Annotated in this window: 23 protein-coding genes and 1 pseudogene; 10 read left to right on the top strand and 14 right to left on the bottom strand. The window is 68.0% G+C overall.

Going from position 1 to position 23,500, the window contains the following annotated elements; genetic code table 11:
- The first annotated feature begins 93 nt into the window (after positions 1-93).
- The 4 genes from MMF96_RS19670 (at position 94) to MMF96_RS19930 (ending at position 2,853) form a co-directional block, all read left to right on the top strand.
- Entirely contained in the window at positions 94-252 is a 159-nt protein-coding gene (locus MMF96_RS19670; RefSeq protein WP_306295887.1) for an SUMF1/EgtB/PvdO family nonheme iron enzyme, read from the top strand.
- A gap of 166 nt (positions 253-418) precedes the next feature.
- Entirely contained in the window at positions 419-1,897 is a 1,479-nt protein-coding gene (locus MMF96_RS13645; protein ID WP_256883846.1) for an arylsulfatase, read from the top strand.
- Between the two features lie 55 nt (positions 1,898-1,952).
- Positions 1,953-2,324, top strand: a complete 372-nt coding sequence (locus MMF96_RS19935) for a transposase (protein WP_375141439.1) — start codon at positions 1,953-1,955, stop codon at positions 2,322-2,324.
- 13 nt (positions 2,325-2,337) lie between these two features.
- Positions 2,338-2,853, top strand: coding sequence for a transposase (locus MMF96_RS19930; protein WP_375141438.1), 516 nt, complete (start codon positions 2,338-2,340; stop codon positions 2,851-2,853).
- Between the two features lie 169 nt (positions 2,854-3,022).
- Here MMF96_RS19930 and MMF96_RS13635 read toward each other — a convergent pair.
- A pseudogene (locus tag MMF96_RS13635) lies at positions 3,023-4,149 on the bottom strand (IS701 family transposase).
- Between the two features lie 125 nt (positions 4,150-4,274).
- Here MMF96_RS13635 and MMF96_RS13630 point away from each other — a divergent pair.
- Positions 4,275-5,048 carry an isocitrate lyase/phosphoenolpyruvate mutase family protein gene (locus tag MMF96_RS13630; protein ID WP_256883845.1) on the top strand — a complete coding sequence of 258 codons (774 nt, stop codon included), beginning with the start codon at positions 4,275-4,277 and terminating at the stop codon, positions 5,046-5,048.
- A 57-nt stretch (positions 5,049-5,105) separates the two neighbouring features.
- Here MMF96_RS13630 and MMF96_RS13625 read toward each other — a convergent pair whose 3' ends face one another.
- From MMF96_RS13625 to paaA, 6 genes are read right to left on the bottom strand one after another with little or no spacing between them, the layout of a single operon-like run.
- Positions 5,106-5,888, bottom strand: a complete 783-nt coding sequence (locus MMF96_RS13625; protein WP_176618114.1) for an enoyl-CoA hydratase/isomerase family protein — start codon at positions 5,886-5,888, stop codon at positions 5,106-5,108.
- A gap of 46 nt (positions 5,889-5,934) precedes the next feature.
- Complete coding sequence (paaE, locus tag MMF96_RS13620) at positions 5,935-7,134, bottom strand: 1,2-phenylacetyl-CoA epoxidase subunit PaaE (RefSeq protein WP_176618113.1); 1,200 nt, start codon at positions 7,132-7,134, stop codon at positions 5,935-5,937.
- Positions 7,134-7,670, bottom strand: coding sequence for a 1,2-phenylacetyl-CoA epoxidase subunit PaaD (gene paaD / locus MMF96_RS13615; RefSeq protein WP_176618112.1), 537 nt, complete (start codon positions 7,668-7,670; stop codon positions 7,134-7,136). Before paaD ends, paaE begins: the two co-directional genes overlap by 1 nt.
- A 5-nt stretch (positions 7,671-7,675) precedes the next feature.
- Positions 7,676-8,542 (bottom strand): 1,2-phenylacetyl-CoA epoxidase subunit PaaC, encoded by an 867-nt coding sequence (paaC, locus tag MMF96_RS13610; protein WP_176618111.1) that lies wholly within the window; start codon positions 8,540-8,542, stop codon positions 7,676-7,678.
- Positions 8,539-8,871 carry a 1,2-phenylacetyl-CoA epoxidase subunit PaaB gene (gene paaB, locus MMF96_RS13605; RefSeq protein ID WP_176618110.1) on the bottom strand — a complete coding sequence of 111 codons (333 nt, stop codon included), beginning with the start codon at positions 8,869-8,871 and terminating at the stop codon, positions 8,539-8,541. Before paaB ends, paaC begins: the two co-directional genes overlap by 4 nt.
- Before the next feature lie 2 nt (positions 8,872-8,873).
- Positions 8,874-9,923, bottom strand: a complete 1,050-nt coding sequence (gene paaA / locus MMF96_RS13600) for a 1,2-phenylacetyl-CoA epoxidase subunit PaaA (RefSeq protein ID WP_256883844.1) — start codon at positions 9,921-9,923, stop codon at positions 8,874-8,876.
- Positions 9,924-10,081: 158 nt separating this feature from the next.
- On the opposite strand from paaA, the gene paaI reads away from it, so the two are divergent.
- The 4 genes from paaI (at position 10,082) to MMF96_RS13580 (ending at position 13,352) form a co-directional block, all read left to right on the top strand.
- Positions 10,082-10,519 carry a hydroxyphenylacetyl-CoA thioesterase PaaI gene (gene paaI, locus MMF96_RS13595; RefSeq protein ID WP_176618108.1) on the top strand — a complete coding sequence of 146 codons (438 nt, stop codon included), beginning with the start codon at positions 10,082-10,084 and terminating at the stop codon, positions 10,517-10,519.
- A gap of 14 nt (positions 10,520-10,533) precedes the next feature.
- On the top strand, positions 10,534-11,850 hold the full coding sequence (gene paaK / locus MMF96_RS13590; protein WP_176618107.1) for a phenylacetate--CoA ligase PaaK: 1,317 nt from the start codon (positions 10,534-10,536) through the stop codon (positions 11,848-11,850).
- A gap of 77 nt (positions 11,851-11,927) precedes the next feature.
- Positions 11,928-12,542, top strand: coding sequence for a TetR/AcrR family transcriptional regulator (locus MMF96_RS13585; protein WP_176618106.1), 615 nt, complete (start codon positions 11,928-11,930; stop codon positions 12,540-12,542).
- Between the two features lie 45 nt (positions 12,543-12,587).
- A complete protein-coding gene (locus MMF96_RS13580; protein ID WP_256883843.1) occupies positions 12,588-13,352 on the top strand; it encodes a DUF427 domain-containing protein in 765 nt (254 codons plus the stop codon).
- A gap of 96 nt (positions 13,353-13,448) precedes the next feature.
- On the opposite strand, the gene paaZ is transcribed toward MMF96_RS13580, so the two are convergent.
- From paaZ to MMF96_RS13560, 4 genes are read right to left on the bottom strand one after another with little or no spacing between them, the layout of a single operon-like run.
- Entirely contained in the window at positions 13,449-15,575 is a 2,127-nt protein-coding gene (gene paaZ / locus MMF96_RS13575; protein WP_375141437.1) for a phenylacetic acid degradation bifunctional protein PaaZ, read from the bottom strand.
- A 30-nt stretch (positions 15,576-15,605) separates the two neighbouring features.
- Complete coding sequence (locus MMF96_RS13570) at positions 15,606-16,514, bottom strand: 3-hydroxyacyl-CoA dehydrogenase family protein (protein ID WP_256883841.1); 909 nt, start codon at positions 16,512-16,514, stop codon at positions 15,606-15,608.
- Positions 16,511-17,320: an enoyl-CoA hydratase/isomerase family protein gene (locus MMF96_RS13565; RefSeq protein ID WP_256883840.1), complete on the bottom strand. Its 810-nt coding sequence runs from the start codon at positions 17,318-17,320 to the stop codon at positions 16,511-16,513. Before MMF96_RS13565 ends, MMF96_RS13570 begins: the two co-directional genes overlap by 4 nt.
- Positions 17,320-18,549 carry an acetyl-CoA C-acyltransferase gene (locus tag MMF96_RS13560; protein ID WP_256883839.1) on the bottom strand — a complete coding sequence of 410 codons (1,230 nt, stop codon included), beginning with the start codon at positions 18,547-18,549 and terminating at the stop codon, positions 17,320-17,322. Before MMF96_RS13560 ends, MMF96_RS13565 begins: the two co-directional genes overlap by 1 nt.
- A 235-nt stretch (positions 18,550-18,784) precedes the next feature.
- Here MMF96_RS13560 and MMF96_RS13555 point away from each other — a divergent pair, with 235 nt between their 5' ends.
- Complete coding sequence (locus MMF96_RS13555; protein ID WP_256883838.1) at positions 18,785-21,016, top strand: S9 family peptidase; 2,232 nt, start codon at positions 18,785-18,787, stop codon at positions 21,014-21,016.
- Here the strand turns inward: MMF96_RS13555 and MMF96_RS13550 are convergent.
- The 3 genes from MMF96_RS13550 to MMF96_RS13540 all read right to left on the bottom strand — a co-directional run bounded on the left by MMF96_RS13550 (position 20,995) and on the right by MMF96_RS13540 (position 23,475).
- Complete coding sequence (locus MMF96_RS13550) at positions 20,995-21,558, bottom strand: GNAT family N-acetyltransferase (protein ID WP_176618099.1); 564 nt, start codon at positions 21,556-21,558, stop codon at positions 20,995-20,997. The two genes, MMF96_RS13555 and MMF96_RS13550, sit on opposite strands and share 22 nt — an antisense overlap.
- 109 nt (positions 21,559-21,667) lie before the next feature.
- Complete coding sequence (locus tag MMF96_RS13545; RefSeq protein WP_218063294.1) at positions 21,668-22,501, bottom strand: carbohydrate ABC transporter permease; 834 nt, start codon at positions 22,499-22,501, stop codon at positions 21,668-21,670.
- 2 nt (positions 22,502-22,503) lie between these two features.
- Positions 22,504-23,475 (bottom strand): carbohydrate ABC transporter permease, encoded by a 972-nt coding sequence (locus MMF96_RS13540; protein ID WP_256883837.1) that lies wholly within the window; start codon positions 23,473-23,475, stop codon positions 22,504-22,506.
- Positions 23,476-23,500 lie beyond the last annotated feature (25 nt).

The raw sequence follows: 23,500 nt of genomic DNA, 5'->3' as shown, positions 1-23,500 counted from the left end.
AAGTCAAAGACCGCAGATGAGAGTTCGCATCAGCTTGGCCGGTGCGGCCGGAGGGAGAAGTCATGGGGCAATGCTGCAGGCCGCCTGCCCGCGATGCCTGGCGTGAGGCCGCGGCGCCTCAGAGTGGCGCAGGAGATTCGGGACCACCCAGTCACCCAGGTCTCGCACACCCATGCGCTGGCCTACTGCGCCTCGGCCGGCCGGTGCCTGCCCACCGAGGCGCAATGGGAATTTGCCGCCGGGCCAGCCTAGCGCGGGCCCGCTACCCCTGGAGCGACGAGTGGGCGCCGGGGGCGTTCCGGAACACCGCTGCAACATTTGGCAGGGCTTGTCCCAGGTCCGCCGGCGGCAGCTGCGGCTTCCGGACGGGGGCCCCGAAATTTCCCAACGACGGTCCTGAACGTGGAATGACGCCGTCGTGACACGTCCCAATGTGGTCCTGATCTGTGCCGACGAGTGGCGCGGAGACTGCCTCTCTGCGGCGGGGCACCCCCATCTGCAAACTCCGCACCTGGATGAGCTTGCGGCAGCCGGGACTCGGTTTGATCATGCGTATTCCGCAACTCCCACCTGCGTTCCGGCGCGGGTGGCCCTGTTCACAGGGCAGTCCCAGGAGCGGCACGGCCGGGTCGGCTACCAGGAGGGCATTCCGTTCGAGGTGGCACACCCGGTCACCCTTGCCGGAGAGTTCCGCAAGGCGGGCTACCAGACCCAGGCGGTCGGGAAGATGCACGTCTATCCGGAACGGAGCAGGGCCGGTTTCGACGACGTGATTCTGCACGACGGTTTCCTGCACTTTGCCCGTCGGGAGCACAAGCTCAATTTCAGGTTTTTCGACGACTATGTGCCCTGGCTACGGCGGCAGCCCGGGGTGGGCCCGGATGAGGAGTATTTTGACCACGGGGTGAACTGCAACTCCACTGTAGCCCGGCCTTGGGACAAGGCTGAACGGCTGCACCCGACCAGCTGGGCGGGAACCCAGGCCATCGACTGGCTGTACCGGCGCGACCCCACCCGACCCTTTTTCCTGTACCTGTCCTTCCACCGCCCGCATCCACCCTACGATCCGCCGGCCTGGGCTTTTGAGCAGTATCTGGACCTGCCTGCCTTCCGGCGCCGGCTGGGGAACTGGGAACACCATTATGATCGGGTGCGGACCGACGGCTTGCACCAGGCCGCGTTCGGCACACTGTCCGAGGCGGTCACACACCGCGCCCGTGCCGGCTACTACGGGCTGATGGCCCACGTTGACCTGCAGATCATGCGGCTGAGGGAGGCCCTGACCGGGTTCGGGCTGGCGGACAATACCGTCATCGCCTTCACCAGCGACCATGGAGAGATGATGGGGGATCACGACTTCTACCGGAAAGCCGTTGGCTACGAGGGCTCCGCCCGGATACCGTTCATCGTTGCTGCTGCACCCTCGGATGGCGGTGCGCTCCGGGGGGCCGTCGCGGACCAGGTGGTGGAACTGCGCGACGTGATGCCCACCCTGCTGGAACTGGCCGGCCTGCCCGTTCCGCCCGAGTGTGACGGTAAGTCCCTGGTTCCAGCACTCCGCGGCGAAAACGGTCTGCCGGTCCGCCGGTGGCTGCACGGCGAGCACGTCTATTTCGGGCAGTCCCTGCAGTGGGTGACGGACGGCCACGTCAAATATCTGTGGGCTTCGGGCTGGGGTACGGAGGAGCTCTTCGATCTGGACGCGGATCCGGAGGAACTGGAAAATCTGGCTGCGGACCCTACGCACGCGCACCTGCTGGAGCTGTGGAAGTCCCGGCTGGTCCAGGATCTTACCGGCCGGGAAGAGGGCTTCGTCAGCGATGGCCGGCTGGTCACGGGCCGGGCCGTTGTGCCCATCCTGACGCATACCCGGCTACGACTCGAAGCGGCCCGTTAGCCCAACCGGGGCCCGTCTCCCAATGATCTGGCTGTTGCATCGGCAGGATGAAGGAATGAACCCTCGCTACGCCGTGTTGTCCGATGCCCAGTGGAAGCACATTGCCCCGCTGATGCCTGAGTCCGAGGGGAAGTTGGGCCGTCCGTTCAAGGATCACCGCCTCGTGGCGGAGGGGATCATCTACCGGTACCGGGCCGGCATCCCGTGGCGGGACCTGCCGCCGCATTTCGGGCCGTGGCAGACGGTCTGGAAGCGCCACCGCGGCCACAGTGGCGACGGGACCGGGGACAAGGCCCCGGCCGCCCTGCTGACACGGGCGGATGCCGCCGGGCTGATCCATTGGGAGGTGTCGGTGGATTCCACGGTCCACCGTGCCCACCAGCATGGCACCAACCTCCCCCGCCACACAGGGGGACCTGTCGAATGAGAAGAATCTGCTCGTGGAGCCTGCCGATCACGCCATCGGCCGCTCCCGCGGCGGCCTGACCACCAAGATCCACGCCCTGGTCGACGGTAATCAACGCCCGCTGGTCCAGCTCCTTGGGCCGGGCCAGGGCGGGGACTCGCCCATGTTCGAGAACCTGATGGAGGCCCTGAAGGTCGAAAGGGAGGGCCGCGGACGGGCACGCACCCGCCCGGATCGGGCCATGGCCGACAAAGCCTACTCATCCAAAGCGATCCGGGCCTACCTGCGGGAGAGTGGCATCGAGTGCGTCATCGACGGAAAAGGAGGACCAGAAGGCCAACCGACAGCGCAATGGCTCCGCTGGCGGCAGGCCGGTCAGCTACGACAAGGAAGCCTGCAGACGCCGCAACGTCGTCGAGCGCAGCTTCAACGCGCTCAAGCAATGGCGGTCCCTGGCCACCGGTACGGCAAGCTCGCCCTCACCTACCGCTCGGCCGTCGTCCTGCAGTCCGTCGCCATCTGGAGCTCAGCATTAGGAGACACGCCCTAGTACTACAGTCGCGTTAATATGGTTGATCTGCGGCTCTGGTACTGGTGTTCGCGTGCGCGGTGTTGGTGTTTTCGGCGCCAGCGTGAGCGGTGTAGGACGTGGCTGGGGTCCGGGATGCTTGCCCAGGCGAGACGTGTGATGAGGTGGCGGATTTCGGGCAGGGAGAGCGCTACGAGGCTTTCCTGCCCGGTTCCGGTGCCCCTTTTTTGGCCCTGACGGTGGTCAGGAACCCATGGGCGAGCATCGAGAGGGTGATGTGCCGGTACCAGCCGGCGTATTGGCGGACCTGGTAGTGGTCCAGTCCGGCTTCGCCCTTGGCGGTCTGGAAGGTTTCCTCGATGGCCCGGCGGATCCCGGCGATGCGGGCCATCTGGGCCAGGGCGACGCGTTAGGGGTGTGGCAGATGAAACAGGCAATTTCCTCGGGCCTGGCCAGGGAACGCCCGGCGAGCAGCCAGTGCTCCGCACGCCGGTCTTCGGCGCCGTTGATGCGCACCCGCGCCCAGGCGTAGTCCCGCACGCCCTTGGATCCCTCGCCGGCTGACCGGGTGCGCCACGCGGCAGGCGCGAGGTCTGCCACGGCGGCATCGGCGCGCTTTTCGGTGCCGGCAAAGGTCCCGTCCTTGACGATGACGCGCTGGGAGACCGGGACGGCGTGGACGTAGTGGAGCCCGCGTTCCTCCAGAGTGCGGCGCAGCCGGTGGTACTGGCCGTAAACCGCGTCCCCGGCCACCCAGGCCGCCGGGACTCCTGCGTCCAGGGCACGCAGGAGCGTGTCCATGGCCAGCTCCGGCTTGGTCCTGAACTACCGGTCTCTGGGCACCCCGGCCGCGTCGCAGCGTCCGGGGTCCTCGGTCCAGGCCTTGGGCAGATACAGTTCCCGGTCCAGGAAGGTGCGCCCGCGCCCGGTGGCATGGGTGAGGAACACCCCGATCTGGGAGTTCTCCACCCGCCCGGCGGTTCCGGAGTACCGACGGGCGACGCCTGCCGAGCGGGTGCCCTTCTTCAGGAACCCCGTCTCGTCGATCACCAGCACCCCGTCGGGGTCACCGATCCTTTCCACCACGAAGGAGCGCAGGTCATCCCGCAACCCGTCCGGATCCCAGTCCGTGCTTGAGAGCAGACGCTGCATCCGGTCCGGGACCCGATGCCCGGCGCGCTCCGAAAGCGTCCAGGAATTCTTCCGCTCCTCCTCGGAGAGCAGTCCCTTGACATACCCAACAGCGTTCGCCCGAGGCTCCGAACGGGCGAACCTGGCCCCGATCAGCTCCCGATCTCCGCCAGCCCATCGGCCCATTCCCCCACGTCCGCCACGCAAATATCATCGCCCACCGCCTAGGATTAACACGTCCGCGTCCCGGAACACGGTTAAAACTCCAAACGCAGAGAAAATAAACGCGACTGTAGTACTAGGCTCGTTCCATGAGCACAGCAAGCAAGGCCACGGAGCTTCTCCGGCTCCACAATGCGCCCGAAATTCTCCGGCTCGCCAACGTGTGGGACGTCATCAGCACCAAGGTGATTTCGGAGCTGCCCGGCACGAAGGCGCTGGCCACGGCCAGCCATTCGATTGCGGCATCCTACGGCTATGAGGACGGTGAGCACATCCCGGTCGCCACCATGATCGAGGCCGTCGGCCGGATTGCTGCAGCCACCGAACTGCCCGTCACAGCCGACCTTGAGGCCGGCTACGGCAACCCCGGGGAGACGATCCGCAAGGCGATCGGCGTCGGGATAGTCGGTGCCAACATCGAGGACCAGATGCGACCGCTGGCGCAGGCCGTCGCGCAGATGAAGCAGGCCGCCGCCGCAGGCGCCGCCGAAGGCATCGACTTTGTCCTCAACGCCCGCACCGACGCCTTCCTGCGCGGCGCGGACCGCGACCCGCGCGAGGTGCTGGAGGCCGCCATCGAACGCGGCCGCGCCTACCTGGAGGTCGGCGCCACGTGCGTCTTTGTGCCCGGCAAGCTGGACGAGCCCACCGTCAAGGCGCTCGTGGCCGGCATTGGGCGCGGGAAGGTCAGCGTCATCAACGTGCCCGGTTCCCTCACGCCGTCCCGGCTGCAGGAGCTGGGCGTGGCCCGGATTTCCTACGGTCCGTGGATCCAGCGCGTGGCCCTGACCGCCATTGCCGACGCCGCCACCGAGCTCATGAACAACGGCTCCCTGCCGGAAGGCACCCGCCCGCTTAACTGAGCGGGGGTGCGGCACCGGCCGGCCGCGTTTAAGGCTCCGGGAACCATGGCCCTGGGGCTACCTGCCGGTAAAGTCCGGCTTCCGCTTCGCGGTGAAGGCGGCAAAGCCTTCGAGGTAGTCGGCCGTCCTGGACAGCGCGGCCTGCGCCTCGTTTTCCCGCACGACGGCGTCCCACAGTCCCAGCCGCTCGTCTCGGATGCGCGCCACCAGGGCCTTGCTGGCGTTGAATGCCCGGGTGGGGCCGTTGGCCGCCTTCGCTGCCGCGGCACGGGTGAAATCAAGCAGTTCCCCCGCGGGCCTGGCCCGGCTGAACAGCCCGGAGGCCACGGCCTCGGTGCCGCTGATGAGCTCGGCCGTGTAGATCAGGTCAAGGGTGCGGTGCGTGCCGAGCCGTTCGGTGAAGAGCCAGTGGCCGCCGGAATCCAGCGTGGCCCCCAGGTTGGCAAACGGGGAGCCGATCTTGGCGGTCTCCGCCACGTACACCACGTCCGTGGCCACCAGCAGGCCCAGCCCCACGCCCAGGCAGGCACCCTGCGCGGCGGCAAAGGTGGGCGCCGGAAAGGCACCCATCTTCTGCATGAGCGGGACCAGCAGCCCGTCGAGGTAGCCGCTGACGTCGTCGGTGGCGCCGTCCACACCGGCGATGTCGCGGCCGGCACAAAACGCCCGCCCCTCCCCGCGGAGCACCAGGGCCCGGACGGCCCCCGCGGAGGCGGCTTCCGCGGCTTCGCCGTACGCGGCCCCCAGCTCCCCCAGCGCGGTCTCGTTGAGCGCGTTCAGCTTCTGCGGGGCGTTCAGGACAATCTCGGCCACGCCGTCGGCGATGGACAGGTCAATCATGGTGTCTCCTCAGGGGTTGCGGGCCTCGACGGGCACGGCCGGCGGTTTAGCCGTCGTAGTCGACAGTGACCTCGGGGGTCGTGGGGCGGGATTGGCAGGTGAGGACGTAGCCGTTCTCGATTTCGTCGGGCTCAAGGGCGTAGTTCTCATCCATGTCCACCTCGCCGCACACCAGCTTGGCCCGGCAGGTCCCGCACACGCCGCCGGCGCAGGCAAACGGCACGTCGGGGCGCACGCGCAGGGCGGCGTTGAGGATTGACTCGCGGGCGTGGGTGGGGCTGAGGATGTCGGCGGTCAAGCCGTCAAGGGTGAAGGTGATCTTGTAGGTTTCCTCGGACTCGTCCACCTGGACCGGGCGGCCGGCCTGTCCTTCGGGGCGGTCGGGGCGCCCCGTGGTGAACAGCTCGAAGCGGACCCGGTCGCGGTCCACGCCGCGGGCCTCCAGGACGTCGCGGCACAGCTGCACCAGCTCGAAGGGACCGCAGAGGAACCACTCGTCGACGTCGTCGGCGTGGATGGCGGTGCCCAGCAGCGCCTCGAGCTTTTCCGCGTCAAGGCGCCCGCTCATCAGCGGTGCGATGCGCTGTTCGCGGGAGAGCACGTGGTGGAGGGCGAACCGCCGGGGGTACCGGTCCTTCAGGTCCGCCAGCTCCTCCAGGAACATGACGTCCATGGTGGCCTTGTTGGCGTAGACCAGGTCGAAGCGGGTGCCGGGGTTGCCGGCCAGGAGCGACTTGGCCAGGGCCATGACCGGGGTGATGCCGGAGCCGGCGGCAATGGCCACGTAGGTCCCGGCGTCGTGCGCCATGTCTTCCGGGTGGTTCATGCTGTTGAGGACGTTGGAGACGCCCGTGCCGCCGGCGTGCTTGGAGATGAAGGCACCCATGGGGCTCATGACGTCCATGACGGCCCCGGCAGCCAGTTCCTTGTTGGCCCAGGTGGAGAATTCACCGCCGATGTCCCGCTTGATGGCAACCTTGATCTCGGAGCTGCCGTCCTCAAACTGCACCGGCACGGCGCAGATGGAGTAGCTGCGGCGCACCTCACGGTCCACGCCGTCGGCCCCGGGCATCTGCACGCGCAGCGCCACGTATTGGCCGGGCAGGTAATCGTAGTGGCCCGCCAGTTTGGCGGGCACCGCGAAGGTGGCCTCAATGGCGTCCTCCGTGAGCCGGCGGACCTCCTTGACGGTGAGGGCGTGGAACGAGGCCCGGCGCCGGGCCGTGGCGTCTGCGGGAACTGTCATTAGAGCACCTTGAAGTAGTCGAACGGTTCCTTGCAGTCCTGGCAGACGTACAGTGCCTTGCAGGAGGTGGAGCCGAAGCGGGTAAGTTCCTTGGTATTGAGCGAGCTGCACTGCGGGCATTTGACCTGCAGGGCAAGCCGGACGGGGCCGCTGTGGCCGCCGGCGCGGGAATGCCCGCTGGGCGGGGCGATCCCGAATTCCGCGAGCTTGGTGCGCCCTTCGGCACTCATCCAGTCGGTGGTCCAGGCCGGGGAGAGCACCAGGAGCACCTCCGCGGACGGGTACCCTTCCTTCGCGAATTCCGCCTGGACGTCGTCCCGGATGGCCTCCATGGCGGGGCAGCCGGAGTAGGTGGGCGTAATGGTGACCTGGACGGCGGGCTTGCCGGCGGGCCCGCCCGGCCCCCCGGCGTCGTACACCTCAACGCTACGCAGGATGCCCAGGTCGGCGATGGTGAGCACGGGGATCTCGGGGTCGCATACACGTGCGGCGATGTCCCAGGCCTGCTGCCGGGCAGTCCTTTCCCCGGTCTGCATGACGGTCACCAGCTGGCCCCGGGGAATTCGCGGGCCAGCACCTGCATCTCCGCGAGCACAAGGCCCAGGTGCTCGGAGTGGTTTCCGCGCCGTCCGCCGCCCGTGGCCATGGGGTGCCCGGGGACGTCCAGTTCCGCCTCGGCCAAAATGGCGCCGGTGGTCCGGTCAAATTCTTCCTTCAGGCTGGACGGCACGACGCCGGCGTCCCCGATCCTTGCGGTGAGCGCGTCGTCCTCGAAGAGCTCGCCGACAAACGGCCACATGAGGTTGAGGCCGGCCTCCATGCGGCGGCGGGACTCGTCCGTGCCGCCGGCCAGGCGCAGCACCCACTGGGTGCTGTGGTCCAGGTGGTAGTCCACTTCCTTCACGGCCTTGGCGGCGATGGCGGACAGCATCGGATCGCTGGATTTCACCAGTTCGCGGTACAACGGGAACTGGTAGTTCGCCACGATGAACTGCCGGGCAATGGTGGCGGCAAAGTCGCCATTGGGCTGTTCGAAGAGGTGCGCGGAACGGAATTCGCCCTCCCGGCGGAAGTAGGCGAGATCGTCCTCGCTCTTGCCCCAGGCGGCGCCGGCGTACGTCAGGAAGGAACGGGCGTGGCCCAGCTGGTCCAGGGCGATGTTGCCCAGGGCCACATCCTCCTCCAGCTCGGGGGCACGGGAAATCCAGTGCCCCAGGCGCTGGGCCAGGATAAGGGCGTCGTCGCCGAGGCGCAGCGCGTATTCGGCCACGTCTTCGCTTGGCTTCGCCGTGCCCTGTTCGGCGGCGAGTGCAATGTCCTCCGGGCGGAGGGCAAAGCCGGGGGTGATGCGGGTGGCTGAGGCGGAGGAATCGCCCAGGGCCCCCACGTCGTGCGGGTCCGGTGTCACAGGTGCTTCACTCCTTCGCTCTTCGTGTAGTAGGTGGCGTGCCGGTAGTCCTTGCCCTGCGGGGATTCAAAGAAGGAGCCCTTGGAGTCCGGGTCCGAGGCGGCGATGGCGTCGGAGGGGACCACCCAGATGGAGACGCCCTCGTTGCGGCGGGTGTACAGGTCACGGGCGTTGCGCAGCGCCATGGCGGCGTCCGGCGCGTGCAGGGAGCCGGCATGCACGTGGCTCAGGCCGCGGCTGGAGCGCACAAAGACCTCCCACAGGGGCCAGCGGTGCGCGCCTTCGGCGGGGTCCGGCGTCGTGCTTTCGGGTGACGTTGCTTCAGTCATGTCTAGGCTGCTGCTTTCTGTGCGTTCGTGGACTGCTTGGCGGCCTGCTTGGCCGCGTAGGCTGCGGCGGCCTCGCGGACCCAGGCGCCGTCCTCGTGGGCGGAGCGGCGGCGCTCCAGGCGCTGGGCGTTGCAGGGGCCGCGGCCGGCCAGGACTTCCTTGAATTCCGCCCAGTCCAGCGGGCCGTGCTCCCACTTCTTGGTGTCCTCGTTGAAGCGGACCTCCTCATCGGGCAGGGTCAGGCCCAGGACCTTCACCTGCTCGGCGAGCATCCCCACAAAGCGGGAGCGGAGCTCGTCGTTGCTGAAGCGCTTGATGTTCCAGGCCATGGACTGCTTGGAGTTGGGGGAATTGTCGTCCGGCGGGCCGAACATCATCAGGGACGGCGCGTACCAGCGGTTGACGGCATTCTGCGCCATCTCACGCTGCTCCGGGGTGCCGTTGGCCAGTTCCAGCAGGATCTCAAAGCCCTGGCGCTGGTGGAAGGACTCCTCCTTGCACACGCGCACCATGGCCCGTCCGTAGGGGCCGTAGGAGGCGCGGCACAGCGGCACCTGGTTGCAGATAGCGGCGCCGTCCACCATCCAGCCGATGGCGCCCATGTCCGCCCACGTCACGGTGGGGTAGTTGAAGATGGAGGAATAGCGGGCCTTGCCGGCCACCAGGGCGTCCATCATGTCGTCACGCGTGGTGCCCAGCGTCTCCGCCGCGGAGTAAAGGTACAGTCCGTGGCCGGCCTCGTCCTGGACCTTCGCCATCAGGATGGACTTGCGCTTCAGGCTCGGGGCGCGGGTGATCCAGTTGGCCTCCGGCTGCATGCCGATGATCTCCGAGTGCGCGTGCTGGGAAATCTGGCGCACCAGTGAACGGCGGTACGCCTCAGGCATCCAGTCCTTGGGCTCCACGCGGGAATCCTTGGCGATGATCGCATCAAAGTTTTCCTGCCCCGCGATGTCCTCCGGGGACAGAACAACGGCGGGGGCCTGGGCCGTGCCGTTGGAAGCGGGGTTCTGGGGGGCGGGCTGGCCCGCCGGCTGCACGTTCCGTGCCATGGCAACTCCTCGATGTGGTGCCGACATTATTTACCGACCGTTCGTTCAGGATATAATGTGACGGGCACCTCGTCAATCGCAATTTTTGCAGATTGACAGAACAGGGCCCCAGGGTATTACCTAATGAACATTCGGTTAGATAACGTGAGGAGCGACACATGGCGTCCATCGACGCCGGGGCACAGCACCCGATCCTTTTGAATGACTATGCGTCCGAGTGGCTGGGCATCGAGGTGCTGGGGCTCGACGACGGCCACGCCACCATTGAGATGACCCTCCGCCCGGAGATGATGAACGGCTTCGGCATCACCCACGGCGGCATGATTTTCGCCTTCGCCGACACCGCCTTCGCCTTGGCCTGCAACTCCGCCCACGGCCACGACGGCTTTGTCACGGTGGCCTCCGGCGCGGACGTCAACTTCATGGCGCCCACCCGCGCAGGCCAGCGGCTCACCGCCGTCGCCAACCGCCGCCAGCAGCAGGGCCGCAGCGGGCTGTATGACGTCCAGGTCCTGGCCGAGGACGGCGGCACCACCACCGTCGTGGCCGAATTCCGCGGACGCAGCCGGACCATCCCCAGCAAAAACACGAACTGAAAGGTCCGCCCACGATGACCGAAACCACCCAGAAGGACCCTTCCCGGCTCGACGCCGCGGAGCTCATGAGCCGCGACGAACTGGAGGCCCTGCAGCTCGCACGGCTCAAGGACACCGTTGCCTACGCCTACAACCGCGTGCCGCTGTACAAGCGCAAGTTCGACGAAGCCGGCGTCCACCCGCAGGACCTCAAGGAACTTTCCGACCTGGCCCAGTTCCCGTACACCACGAAGGAGGACCTGCGCCAGGAGTACCCCTTCGGCATGTTCGCCGTGCCGCAGAACGAGGTGGTGCGCATCCACGCCAGCTCCGGCACCACTGGCCGGCCCACCGTGGTGGGCTACACCCAGAACGACCTCGACGTGTGGGCCTCGCTCGTGGCCCGCTCCATGCGCGCCTCCGGCGTCCGGCCCGGCATGAAGGTGCACGTGGCCTACGGCTACGGCCTGTTCACCGGCGGACTGGGCGCGCACTACGGTGCGGAGGCCCTGGGCACCACCGTCATCCCCATGTCCGGCGGACAGACGGAAAAGCAGATCCAGCTGATCCAGGACTTCAAGCCCGACGCCATCATGTGCACGCCCACCTACCTGCTGACCATCATGGACGCCATGGTCCACCGCGGCATCGACCCGCGCGCGACCTCGCTGAAGTTTGCCGTGTGCGGCGCCGAGCCGTGGACGGAGGAGATGCGCAAGGAACTGGAACAGGGACTCGGGGTGGACGCCTGCGACATCTACGGACTCTCCGAGGTCATGGGCCCCGGCGTCGCCGGTGAATCAGTGGAGACCAAGGACGGCAACCACATCTGGGAGGACCACTTCCGCCCGGAGATCATCGACCCCTTTGACCACACCACGGTGCTGCCCGACGGGCACAAGGGCGAGCTGGTGTTCACCTCCCTCACCAAGGAGGCGCTGCCGATCATCCGCTACCGGACCAAGGACCTCTCCAGCCTGCTGCCGGGGACGGCCCGCCCGTCCATGCGCCGGATGGCCCGGATCACCGGCCGCAGCGATGACATGATCATCCTGCGCGGGGTGAACATGTTCCCCTCGCAGATCGAGGAGATCGCGCTGCGCATCCCCGCGCTCAGCCCGCACTTCCAGCTGGAACTGACCCGCAGCGGCCGCATGGATGCCATGACCATCCACATCGAACCGCGCGAAAACACCACGCCCGAGGACCGCGCAGCCGCCGCGCTGGCGCTGAAGTCGCAGATCAAGATCCACGTGGGGTCCTCGTGCACCATCGACGTCGTCGAGCCCGGATCGCTGGAACGCTCCAACGGCAAGCTGCGCCGCATCTTCGACAACCGCCCCAAGCCCTGACCGCCGAGGTCCTGCGGCCCCTCCCGGCACATGCCTGTGCGCCGGGAGGGCCGCAGGACCGTGAGAAACTAGGAACCATGCCCCATACCGCCCCCGCCACCCAAGCCGCCTCGTCCAAGCGGGGGCGGCCCGGCTACGACCAGCAGTCGGTGCTGCGGGTTGCCGTGGACGTCTTCAACAAACACGGCTACGAGGCCACGTCAATGGGCATCCTGGCCGAGCACCTGGGCATCTCCAAATCCGCCATCTACCACCATGTCCCGTCCAAGGAGGACCTGCTCCGGCTGGCGCTGGAGGAGGCCCTGGGCGGCCTGGAGGGCGTCCTGACGCTCGACGGCGCCACGACCGGCGCGCCCGACGCCCGCCTTGAGTTTGTGCTCCGGGGGACGATCGGGGTGCTGGTGGCGAGGCTGCCGTTTGTCACGCTGCTGTTGCGCCTGCGCGGGAACACGGAGATGGAGCGCGAGGCCCTGGCCCGGCGCCGCGTGTTCGACCGCACCATCACCGGGCTGGTCTCGGCGGCCCAGCAGGAGGGCTCGCTGCGCACCGACATCGCCCCCGGCACCATCACCCGCCTGCTCTTTGGCACCATCAACTCCATCGTGGAGTGGTACAAGCCCGGCGGGGCGCTCTCCGCCGCCAGGCTGGCCGACGACGTCATCACCATGTCCTTCCAGGGCCTGCACAAGTAACGCCCGTGCGTTGACTGCGCCCCGCGGCAGGCGCACGATTTAGGCATGGCCACCAAAATTTCCGACTCCCTGCGGGCGCTCTCGGGCGAACTCCGCTACGAACCCACCACCAAGCGCATCCGCGCCCTGCTCGGGGACCGGCCCGTGCTCGATTCCCGCAGCGCCGTGGTGCTTTGGGAACCCCGGCGGGTGGTGCCGTGCTACGCGGTGCCGGCCAACGACGTCGTGGGCGTCCTGAGCCCTGCCGCTCCCCCGGCGCACAGCCACGAAGCGCCCGCGGTGCTGCACCCCGGCATCCCCTTTGCCCGGCACAGCACGCCCGGCAAGGCGCTGGACGTCTCCGCCGGAGGGCAGAGCGCGGCAGGGGCGGCGTTTGAGCTCGGGGACCCGGACCTGGCCGGCTACGTGGCGTTCGACCCGAATGCCTTCAGCTGGCTGGAGGAGGACGACGCCGTCCAGTCCCACCCGCGCGACCCCTTCCACCGGGTGGACATCCGCCACAGCGCCCGGCACGTCATGGTCAGCAACGCCGGGCTGGTGCTGGCTGAATCCGCGGCGCCGGTCATGGTGTTTGAAACGGGCCTGGCGGAGCGGGTCTACCTGCCGCCCGCGGACGTCAACTGGGACCAGCTGATTGCCACGGATTCAGTGACGCTGTGCCCCTACAAGGGCGCGGCGGGCTACTGGCGCCTGGCCGGCGGGTCCGGTGAGGACGTGGCCTGGAGCTACCAGGAACCGCTGGCGCCCGCCGCGGAAATCGCCGGCTACGTGAGCTTCTACGACAACCTGGTGCAGGTGAGGGAAGTGTAGGCTCCCCCACCCCAAGTAGGTCGCAGTAGTTGCGATGGCAACCGCTTTCGCGGGGCCCATTCTTGCAACTACTGCGAGCTACTTGTCACTGCGGGGTTATTTGTAGAGGGTGTCTTCCTTCTCCACGAGGGTCAGCACGTCGTAGGTGGCCACGGTCTCGCCGTTCTGGTTGTGCAGGATCGCGTCCCAGCACACCTCGCCGTACTCGTCGGTGACGCGCGGGGTGATCTTCTTGGCCGTCAGGGTCACGCGGATGGAGTCCCCCGCCGCCACCGGGGTGATGAAGCGCAGGTTTTCCAGCCCGTAGTTGGCCAGCACGGGGCCCGGGGCGGGCTCCACGAACAGCCCGGCAGCCCAGGCGACCAGCAGGTAGCCGTGCGCCACAATGCCCGGGAAGAACGGGTTCTTTTCAGCGGCAGCGGCGTTCGTGTGGGCGTAGAAGGTGTCCCCGGTGGAGTTGGCAAACGCCGTGATGTCCTCCAGCGTGACCTGCCGCAGCCCGGAGGCAAACGCGTCGCCAATGTGCAGCTCGGCAAGCGACTTCCGGAAGGGGTGCACCGCCCCTGCCACGCCGCCAAACTCAGCCGAGCCTACTATGACCCGGTCCGCCCCTGTGTGCCACACGCCGGTCACGGCAGTGAGCATGTTGGGCGAGCCCTGGATGGCCGTACGCTGCATGTGGTGCTTGACGGAGCGGATCCCGCCCAGCTCCTCGCCGCCGCCGGCACGGCCGGGCCCGCCGTGGACCAGGTGCGGCACCGGCGAGCCGTGGCCGGTGGAGGTGCGCGCGTCCTCCCGGTTAAGCACCAGGACGCGGCCGTGGTGGGCGGCGATGCCGGTCACCAGCTGACGGGCCACCTCGGGATCGTTGGTGCACACGGTGGCCACGAGGGACCCGGCGCCGAGCGCGGCGAGCCGGACAGCCTCGGACACATCGCCGCCGTCGTGCGTGTCATAGCCAATCACGCTGGTGACCGGGCCGAACGCCTCCAGCCCGTGGACTTCGGGAGCCTCGGCGTCGGCCCAGTTCAGCAGCACCGGGGACATGAACGCGCCATCGGCTACGGCGGCCACGGTCCCGTCGGCGCGCGTCACGGCCGGCGCGTCAAGGCTGCCATAGGCCAGCTCGCCGCCGGCGGCGATCATGGACTCGACGGCGGCCCGGACGTCCGCGAGCTGCTCCAGCGAGGCGAGGGCGCCCATGGTGACGCCGTCGGCGCGGGGGTCCCCCACCACCACCCGCTGGCTGATCCGCGCGCCGATGGCGTCGATGACGGCCTGGCGCAGCTCGTTGGGGACGATGGTGCGGCGGATGGAGGTGCACTTTTGCCCCGCCTTGACCGTCATTTCCGTAACGACCGACTTGATGAAGGCGTCGAACTCCGGCGTGCCGGGGACGGCGTCGGGGCCCAGGATCGCGGCGTTGAGCGAGTCGGTTTCAGCGGTGAATCGGAGCCCGCCACGGGCCACGTTGGGGTGGTTCTTCAGCAGGTTCGCCGTGCTGGCGGAGCCGGTGAAGGAGACCATGTCCCGGTAGTCCAGCCCGTCGAGCAGGGTGCGGGCGGAGCCGGAGACCAGCTGCAGCGAACCGGCGGGCAGGATGCCGGATTCCACGATGGCGCGCACGGCGGCTTCGGCCAGGTAGCCGCTGGGCGTGGCCGGCTTGACGATGGTGGGCACCCCGGCGATGAAGGCGGGCGCAAACTTCTCCAGCATGCCCCAGACGGGGAAGTTGAAGGCGTTGATCTGCACGGCAACGCCGGGGATGCGTGTGTAGATGTGCCCGCCCAGGAACGAGCCGTCCTTGGAGAGCGGCTCGGCCGGGCCGTCCACAATGACGTTGGCGTTGGGCAGTTCGCGCCGGCCTTTGGAGGAGAAGGTGAACAGCACCCCGATCCCGCCGTCAATGTCCACCATCGAGTCGATCTTGGTGGCCCCCGTCCGGGCGGAGACTTCATACAGTTCCTCGCGGCGGCCGTTGAGGTACTGGGCCAGTTCGCGCAGCTTCAGGGCCCGTTCGTGGATGGTGAGCTTGCCAAGCGAGGCCTGTCCCACGGTCCGGCCGTGCCGGACGGCAGCGGCCAGGTCCAGCCCCTCGGCCGACACCCGCGCAAGCACCTCGCCGGTGCTGGCGTCGCGCGCGTCAGTTGACCTGGCGCCGTCGGCCGGGGTCCACCACGCATCCTCGATGTAGCTCGGGACGGTTTCAATTATGGTCTTCATGTCCATTCGTTTCCCTCGATCGTGTGGGCGTCAGGCCCAGTCGAAAAATCCCTTGCCGGTTTTGCGTCCGAGTTCGCCGCGGGCGACCTTTTCGCGCAGGATCGCCGGTGGTGTGAAGCGTTCCCCGAGTGTTTCGGCCAGGTATTCGGCAATGCCCAGGCGCACGTCCAGGCCCACGATGTCCGTGGTGCGCAGCGGTCCGGTGGGGTGTTTGTAGCCGAGGACCATGGCGTTGTCGATATCCTCGGCGCTGGCCACGCCTTCCTCCACCATGCGCATGGCCTCGAGTGCGAGCATCACGCCCAGGCGGGAGGAGGCGAAGCCGGGTGCGTCGTTGACGACGACGGCGGTCTTGCCCAGCGCTTCGACCCACCCTTTTGCCGCGGCCACGAGGGCGGGGGCGGTCTGCTTGGCGATGACGACCTCGATGAGGGTGGAGGCCGGGACGGGGTTGAAGAAGTGCAGGCCGATGAAGTTTTCCGGGCGTTGGAGCTCGGCGCCGAGCCCGGACATGGACAGCGAGGAGGTGTTGGAGGCCAGCACGGCGTCCGCGGCCAGGTGCTTCTCCACGGACTGCAGGGAGGAAACCTTCAGCTCCCAGATTTCCGGCACGGCCTCCACGACGAGTTCGCGGCCGGCAAAACCGGCGTAGTCCGTGGACACTTCCAGCCGGGCCAGGTAGTCCCCTGCCGTGCCGGCCAGGCCGCGGTCGATGGACTTGGCGACGGCGCTTTCCACACGGGTGCGGGCGCCGGCGGCGGCGTCGTCGTCGCGTTCAACGACGAGGACATCGCAGCCCTGGGTGAGGAAGGCGTGCGCGATGCCCGCACCCATCCGCCCCCCGCCCAACACGCCCACGGATTGCGGGAGCGTTGGCGAAAAGGCCCCCGGTTGCGCGGGAGCGTCGGCAGAGGGACTCTTCTGGGGTGTGGTGGTCATTTCTTCCTCTTGTCCAGGAACGCCTGCATGCGTTCAAACTTCGCGGGGGATTCAAAGAGTTCGGCCTGCTCGCGGTTGTCAAGGCCGGGATGGGCCTCGCGGGGGGCGTGGAACACGCGCTTGGTGGCCTGGACCGCCAGCGGGTCCTGCAGGGCGATCTTGTCCGCGAGGGCGTGCGCGGCAGCCAGCAGTCCGGCGGACTCCACGAGCTCGGTGATCAGCCCCACGGCCAGGGCGCCCTCGCCGGTGAGGATGCGCCCGGCCAGCAGCATCTGCTTCGCAACGGGCTCGCCGACGAGCTCCTTCAGCCGCCAGGTGGCCCCGGCGGCGGCCATGATGCCCAGGGACGTTTCCGGCTGGCCCATGCGCAGCGCGCGGGTGCCGATCCGGAAGTCCGCGGCGTAGGCCAGTTCCGCCCCGCCGCCGAGCGCGTACCCGTCCAGGGCCGCGATGACGGGCATGGGCAGTTTCGCGATCCGGTCGAACAGGCCGGAGTTGATGCCGGCCAGGGCGTCCTCGCGGCGGCGTTCGCGCAGCTGGGCAATGTCCGCCCCGGAGGCGAAGATGCCCTTCGTCCCGGCGGCCTCATCGCCCGGGATCCCGGACAGGATGAGTATCCCGGGCTTCCTCTCAAGATGGCTGCAGACGGCGTGGAGCTCGTCCACCATCTGCGCGTCGATGGCATTGCGGACCTCGGGCCGGTTGAGCCGGACCGCCACCCGGCCCCCGCCCTGCGTGACCAGCAGCGTGGTGAAGGAGGAAGGATCGAGGCCGGCGCCGGCGCCGTCCGCCAGGGACCCGGGCATCAGATGCGCTCCACGAGCATCGCCGCGCCCTGGCCCACGCCAATGCACATGGTGGCCAGGCCCAGGGAACCGGCGGACGCCTCGCGCTCCATCCGGCCCAGCAGCGTGATGACAATGCGCGAACCCGAGGACCCCAGCGGGTGGCCCAGGGAGATCGCGCCGCCGTCGTTGTTCACGGTCCCGGCATCCAGCCCGAGCTCGCGCATGCAGGCCAGCGACTGGGAGGCAAACGCCTCGTTCAGCTCGACCGCGGCCAGCTGGCTGACGCTTGCACCCTGGCGCCCCAGGACCTTCCGGCTCGCGGCAACCGGGCCCATGCCCATGATTTCCGGGGCCAGGCCGGCAGCGGCACCGTCCACGATCCGGGCCCGCGGGGCCAGCCCGTACCTTTGGATGGCACGTTCGGAGGCCACGATGACCGCCGACGCCCCGTCGTTGAGGGTGGACGCGTTGCCTGCCGTGACCACGCTGCCGCCCTTCACCACCGGGCGCAGGCCCGCCAGCACCTCCGCGGTGGTGCCCGGGCGCGGGCCCTCGTCGGTGTCCACCACGGTATCGCCCTTGCGCCCGTGCACCGTGACCGGGACGATCTCGTCCCTGAAGTGCCCGGCCGCGATCGCCTTGATCGCCCGCTCGTGGGAACGGACGGCGAAGGCGTCACAATCCTCCCGGGACGTGCCGTACACGCGGGCCACTTCCTCGGCGGTCTCGGACATGGAGAACGTCATCTTGCCCTCCCGCGACAGCTCCCCGGACAGGAAGCTGGGGTTGCTGAAGCGCCACCCGATCGAGGTGTCAAAGGCCGCCCCCGGCTTGGCAAACGCCTTCTCCGGCTTCGCCATCACCCACGGCGCCCGGGACATCGACTCAACGCCCCCGGCCACCACCAAATCCGCCGCGCCCGCCTTCACCATGTGCGAGGCCATCGTGATCGCACTCATGCCCGAGGCACACAGCCGGTTGACCGTGATCCCCGGGACCGTGTCCGGGAAACCGGCCAGCAGCCACGCCATGCGCGCCACATTCCGGTTCTCCTCACCCGCACCGTTCGCATTGCCAAAAATGACCTCGTCAACGCCCGCCGGATCAATCCCGGTACGCGCCACAAGGTCCTTGACCGTCAACGCGGCCAGATCGTCCGGACGGACGCTGGACAAGGCGCCGCCATAACGGCCCACGGGCGTGCGTACGCCGTCGACCAGGAATGCCTGCGGTGTTTCTGTGGCCATGAAAGTACCCTCCGAACGTGCTGTGCGGCGCGGCATCGGGCGCCCGCCATGGTTCCGGCCGCCAATTTACCGACCGATCGTTCTATAAATATTCCATGTGATGGGGCGCACGGTCAACCGCGCCTCCCATCTGTGTTGCACGTCTTGGACCAAAACGGCCCGATTTCACTGAATTCCGTCCACTATCTGCAACACAGTCCGGGGAGGCGGGGGTTCGCTGGATACAGTGGGCAGCATGACGACTTCCGATGCTGCAGTCTCCCCGTCCGCGCCCACGCCGCCGGCCGCCCCTCCCGTGGCCAAAAGGGTGCCCGTGGAGCGCACCCACCACGGCGACACGTTCATCGACAATTATGAGTGGCTGCGCGGGAAGGACAACCCGGAGGTCGTGGCGCTCCTGAACGCCGAGCAGGCGTATACGGATGCTGTGACGGCCGGCCAGGAACAGCTGCGCACCGACATTTTCAACGAGATCAAGGAGCGCACCCAGGAAACCGACCTTTCCGTGCCGAGCCGCAAGGACGGGTGGTGGTACTACTCCCGCATGGTGGAGGGCAGCGCCTATTCCATCCAATGCAGGGTGCGCGCGGAGGGCGACGGCAGCCAGGTGGCGGACTGGACTCCCCCGCTGGTTCAACCCGGCGTTGACGTCCCAGGCGAGGAAGTGCTGCTGGACGGCAACGTCGAGGCGGAGGGCAAGCCGTTCTTCTCGCTGGGCGGTGCGGCCGTGACCCGCGACGGCAACCTCTACGCCTATGCGGCCGATTACGCCGGCGACGAGCTGTTCACCGTACGGATCAAGGACCTGCGCACCGGGGAACTCCTGCCGGACACCATTGAGAAGGCCTTTTACGGCCTGGCCTTCTCCCCCGACGGCGGCACGCTGTTCTACATGGTGGCCGACGATTCCTGGCGCCCCTACCAGGTGAAAACCCACGTCCTGGGTACGCCCGTCGCCGGGGATGCGGTGCTGTACCAGGAGGACGACGTCGCCATGTGGACCGGCTTTGGCCTCTCCGCCGACCGCCGCCACCTGGCCGTCAGCATCGGCTGCTCCGAGTTCAGCGAGACCCGGCTGCTGGCCTTTGACGCCCCCGAAAGGGGTCTGCAGACCCTCATCCCGCGCAGCGGGCACATCCTGTACGACGCCGAACCCTTCCTGTGGGAGGGTGTCGAAAGGGTCCTTTTGACCCACGACAGGGACGCCGCCAACTCCATGGTTTCCGTGGTCGATGCCGCGGAGTTTGCCAAGCCGCCGGCCGAACAGCACTGGTCCACGGTCATTGCCCACGACGAATCGGTGCGCATCAACGGCGCCACGGTCACGGCCACCCACATGGTGGTTTCGCTGCGCCGGGACACCATCGAGCGCGTCCAGGCGACCCCGCTGGAAGGCCTGGGCACGCCCGGCCAGGGTGCCGCCGTCGAGCCCGCCTTTGACGAGGAGCTGTACACGGCTTCCATGGGCGGGACCGAGTTTGAGGCACCGGTGATCCGGCTGGTCTACACTTCCGACTTCACGCCGCCGCGCGTCTACGACTACGTGCTGCCGGCGGGGGACACGGGCGGGGAGCTGCTGCTGCGCAAGGAGACCCCGGTGCTGGGCGGCTACCGTCCGCAGGATTACGTGGCGGAGCGCGAGTGGGCCGTGGCCGATGACGGGACCCGGGTGCCGCTGTCCGTGCTGCGCCGCGCGGACCTGCCCCGGGACGGCTCCAATGCCGGGCTGGTGTACGGCTACGGTTCGTACGAGGTCAGCATGGATCCGGGCTTTGGGGTGCCGCGGCTGTCGCTGCTGGACCGCGGCGTGGTGTTCGTCATTGCGCACGTGCGCGGCGGGGGCGAAATGGGCCGGCAGTGGTACGAGGACGGCAAGAAGCTGCACAAGAAGAACACCTTCACCGACTTTGTGGCCGCGACCGACTGGCTGGCGGGGTCCGGCTGGGTGGACCCCGCACGGATCGGCGCCATGGGCGGCTCGGCCGGCGGTCTGCTGATGGGCGCCGTGGCGAACCTGGCGCCGGAAAAGTACGCGGCCATTGTGGCTCAGGTGCCGTTCGTGGACGCCCTGACCACAATCCTGGACCCGGACCTGCCGCTGTCGGCACTGGAGTGGGAGGAGTGGGGCAACCCCATCACCGACCCTGCCGTGTACAGCTACATGAAGTCCTACACACCGTACGAGAACGTGCGGGCCGTGGCGTACCCGGCGATAGCGGCCGTCACGAGCTTCAACGACACCCGCGTGCTGTACGTGGAGCCGGCCAAGTGGGTCCAGGAGCTGCGCGCCGTGTCCACGGGGACGGCACCGATTGTGTTGAAGATCGAGATGGACGGCGGCCACGGCGGGGCGTCCGGCCGGTACGAGGGCTGGAAGACCCGTGCCTGGGACTACGCGTTCCTGGCGGATGCACTCGGGGCCGTCCGGCTGCGGCAGCCCGCGGGTCAGCCGCGCACGAATGCGTAAATGGCCTCGGAGGTCCATTCGCCCTTGAGGTACATGTTGTCCCGCAGCACGCCTTCGCGCCGCATGCCCAGCCGCTCGCAGATGGCGGCGGAGGCGCTGTTGCGGGCATCAAGCCGGGCCTCCACCCGGTGGAACCCCAGCCCGTCAACGGCCAGATCCAGCACGGCCCGTGCCGCCTCCGTGGCGTAGCCGTGCCCCTGGGCTTCGGGGGCCAGGGTCCAGCCGATTTCCCCGACCCGCTCCAGCCCGTCCCCGGTTTCCGTCCGCCCGCCCGGGTTCCACTTCAGCGCGAGTTCCCCGACCAGCCCGGGCCGCCCCGCCCGTTCCACGGCGAAGGTGGCCCAGTCGCCCGGGCCGGAGAAGGGATCGTCCACATACTTGGCGATCCGCGCCATGCACTGCACGTAGCTGCGCGGCCCGCCGTACAGGTAGCGGGCGGTTTCCGGAAGCCGCTGGTAGGCGTAGTACGCGGCCAGGTCGTCCGGGGAAAAGCGGCGCAGCACCAGCCGTTCTGTGGTCAGCGGGTACGGAATTTCAACCATGGCAAAACCATAGGACGTTTCCGGGCCGCAAACCACCTGCCTGCGTGCCGGGGCGCGCGGGGCTCTCGGGCAGGCGGGCAGGCAGCAGGCGGCCCGGCCGGCAGCCCGGCTACCCCTTGACCGCCCCCGATGTCAGCCCGGACACCACGGACTTGCGGAACACCAGGACCAGGACCGCGATGGGGATCACCGCCACCGTGCTCGCCGCAAACAGCGTGCCGTACGGGGTGATGTGGGGTGAACCGAACAAGGCGATGCCCACGGGGATGGTGCGGAAGTCGTTGGAACTGTTGAAGGACAACGCCATCAAAAATTCCGTCCAACAGGCCGTGAAGGTGAACACGCCGGCCGTGAACAGGCCCGGCAGGGCCATGGGCAGGATGATCGACCACAGCGTGCGCAGCGGGTTCGCGCCGTCGATCCTTCCCATCTCCTCCATTTCCCGCGGGATGCCAAGAAAATAGTTCCGCAGGATCCAGATGGCGAACGGCAGGTTGAAGGCCGCATACGGCAGGATCAGCGCCTGGTAGCTGTTGAGCCAGCCCAGCTCGCGCATCAGCAGGTACAGCGGCGCGATCACCGCGATGGCGGGGAAAACCGAGATCATCAGCAGCACCATCAACGTGGTGAACTTGCCTCGCATCGGCAGCCGGCCCAGCGCGTAGCCGGCCAGGGTTCCCAGCGCCAGGACGATGATGGTGGCTGCGACGGCAACCACCACCGAGTTGAGGATGTAGCGGCCGAAGGAGTTGTCGACGAAGGCGTTGGTGTAGCTGCCGCCGCTGATCGGGTTCGGGAACCATTGCGGTGAAGGGGCGGAAACGCCGGCGTCGGTCTTAAAGCTGGTGCTGACCATCCAGTAAATGGGCAGCACCACAAACAGTGCAGTGAGCGCACTGGCGATGGCCAGTCCGATCCGGTGGCCCATGGTGCGTTTGCGCATGGCTAGGATCCCTCCCCTTCGTTGACCTGTGCCCGGAACACCCGCAGGAAGAGGATGCACCCGATGACGACGAGGGCCGCCGTGGTCACGGCGACCGCGGCGCCGGGGCCGAACGACAGGTTGGTGAACATGGCCTGGTAGCCGAGCACGGCCAGCGAGGTGGTCGCGTATCCGGGCCCGCCCTGCGTCAGGACGAACGGCAGGTCAAACAATCCAAAGGCCTGCAGGATGCGGAACAGCACCGCCAGGGCGATGGTGGGGCGCAGCAGTGGCAGCGTGATGCGCCAAAAGGTCTGCCAGCCGTTGGAGCCGTCCACCTCCGCTGCCTCGTACACGTCCCCGGGCAGCATGACCAGCCCGGCCAGGACGATGATGGCCACAAACGGCGTGGTCTTCCAGATGTCGGCCACCATCATGGCGATGACGGCCGAGGCATTGCTGCCCAGGATGACCGGATGGCCCAGGCCCACCGCGCTGAAGATCGCGTCGGCGGCGCCGTAGGTGGGGTCGTAGATGTAATTCCACAGCTGGGCGGAGATGACGGTGATCAGCGACCACGGGATCAGCAACAGGGCCATCATCCACCCGCGCAGGGCCCGCAGGTGCTCCAAAACCAGGGCAATCATGGTCCCGAGCACCACCTCCACGGTGACGGTCACCACCGTGTAGAGGACGGTGAAGCCCAGGGCGTAGCGCCATTTGACGCTGCCGAACACCGTGTGGAAATTGCCCAGGGTGAGGCCGCTGAGCTGGAAGCCGCTGCCGAGCACCTGGACGTTGCTGAAGCTCATGACCAGCGAGAAAACCACCGGGAAGATCGTGACGGCGGCCACCACGAGCAGCGCAGGGGTTGAAAAGTACCAGCCAAGCCGTGCCATCCGCCGCCTGTTGACGTCCTTTTTTCGGACCGTCTCCGGCGGCAGGGTCCTGCGGCTGGTGAGCGATGGGGGCGTCGCCGCCCTGTCAGTGGACATTGTGACTCCTGACGAATTGGGAAAC

Origin of the sequence: Arthrobacter sp. STN4, assembly GCF_024539665.1 — a bacterium.
Lineage (GTDB): Bacteria > Actinomycetota > Actinomycetes > Actinomycetales > Micrococcaceae > Specibacter.
The sequence above is the reverse complement of the archived record's forward strand: the minus strand, read 5'-3'. Positions and strand labels throughout refer to the sequence as shown.

What these genes read in the sequence shown, in the direction of transcription:
- MMF96_RS19670 (WP_306295887.1), top strand. Translation starts at nt 94, where the DNA reads ATGCCTGGCGTGAGGCCGCGGCGCCTCAGAGTGGCGCAGGAGATTCGG.
- MMF96_RS19935 (WP_375141439.1), top strand. Translation starts at nt 1,953, where the DNA reads ATGAACCCTCGCTACGCCGTGTTGTCCGATGCCCAGTGGAAGCACATT.
- MMF96_RS13630 (WP_256883845.1), top strand. Translation starts at nt 4,275, where the DNA reads ATGAGCACAGCAAGCAAGGCCACGGAGCTTCTCCGGCTCCACAATGCG.
- MMF96_RS13625 (WP_176618114.1), bottom strand. Translation starts at nt 5,888, where the DNA reads ATGATTGACCTGTCCATCGCCGACGGCGTGGCCGAGATTGTCCTGAAC.
- paaE (WP_176618113.1), bottom strand. Translation starts at nt 7,134, where the DNA reads ATGACAGTTCCCGCAGACGCCACGGCCCGGCGCCGGGCCTCGTTCCAC.
- paaD (WP_176618112.1), bottom strand. Translation starts at nt 7,670, where the DNA reads ATGCAGACCGGGGAAAGGACTGCCCGGCAGCAGGCCTGGGACATCGCC.
- paaB (WP_176618110.1), bottom strand. Translation starts at nt 8,871, where the DNA reads ATGACTGAAGCAACGTCACCCGAAAGCACGACGCCGGACCCCGCCGAA.
- paaA (WP_256883844.1), bottom strand. Translation starts at nt 9,923, where the DNA reads ATGGCACGGAACGTGCAGCCGGCGGGCCAGCCCGCCCCCCAGAACCCC.
- paaI (WP_176618108.1), top strand. Translation starts at nt 10,082, where the DNA reads ATGGCGTCCATCGACGCCGGGGCACAGCACCCGATCCTTTTGAATGAC.
- paaK (WP_176618107.1), top strand. Translation starts at nt 10,534, where the DNA reads ATGACCGAAACCACCCAGAAGGACCCTTCCCGGCTCGACGCCGCGGAG.
- MMF96_RS13585 (WP_176618106.1), top strand. Translation starts at nt 11,928, where the DNA reads ATGCCCCATACCGCCCCCGCCACCCAAGCCGCCTCGTCCAAGCGGGGG.
- MMF96_RS13580 (WP_256883843.1), top strand. Translation starts at nt 12,588, where the DNA reads ATGGCCACCAAAATTTCCGACTCCCTGCGGGCGCTCTCGGGCGAACTC.
- paaZ (WP_375141437.1), bottom strand. Translation starts at nt 15,575, where the DNA reads ATGAAGACCATAATTGAAACCGTCCCGAGCTACATCGAGGATGCGTGG.
- MMF96_RS13570 (WP_256883841.1), bottom strand. Translation starts at nt 16,514, where the DNA reads ATGACCACCACACCCCAGAAGAGTCCCTCTGCCGACGCTCCCGCGCAA.
- MMF96_RS13565 (WP_256883840.1), bottom strand. Translation starts at nt 17,320, where the DNA reads ATGCCCGGGTCCCTGGCGGACGGCGCCGGCGCCGGCCTCGATCCTTCC.
- MMF96_RS13560 (WP_256883839.1), bottom strand. Translation starts at nt 18,549, where the DNA reads ATGGCCACAGAAACACCGCAGGCATTCCTGGTCGACGGCGTACGCACG.
- MMF96_RS13555 (WP_256883838.1), top strand. Translation starts at nt 18,785, where the DNA reads ATGACGACTTCCGATGCTGCAGTCTCCCCGTCCGCGCCCACGCCGCCG.
- MMF96_RS13550 (WP_176618099.1), bottom strand. Translation starts at nt 21,558, where the DNA reads ATGGTTGAAATTCCGTACCCGCTGACCACAGAACGGCTGGTGCTGCGC.
- MMF96_RS13545 (WP_218063294.1), bottom strand. Translation starts at nt 22,501, where the DNA reads ATGCGCAAACGCACCATGGGCCACCGGATCGGACTGGCCATCGCCAGT.
- MMF96_RS13540 (WP_256883837.1), bottom strand. Translation starts at nt 23,475, where the DNA reads ATGTCCACTGACAGGGCGGCGACGCCCCCATCGCTCACCAGCCGCAGG.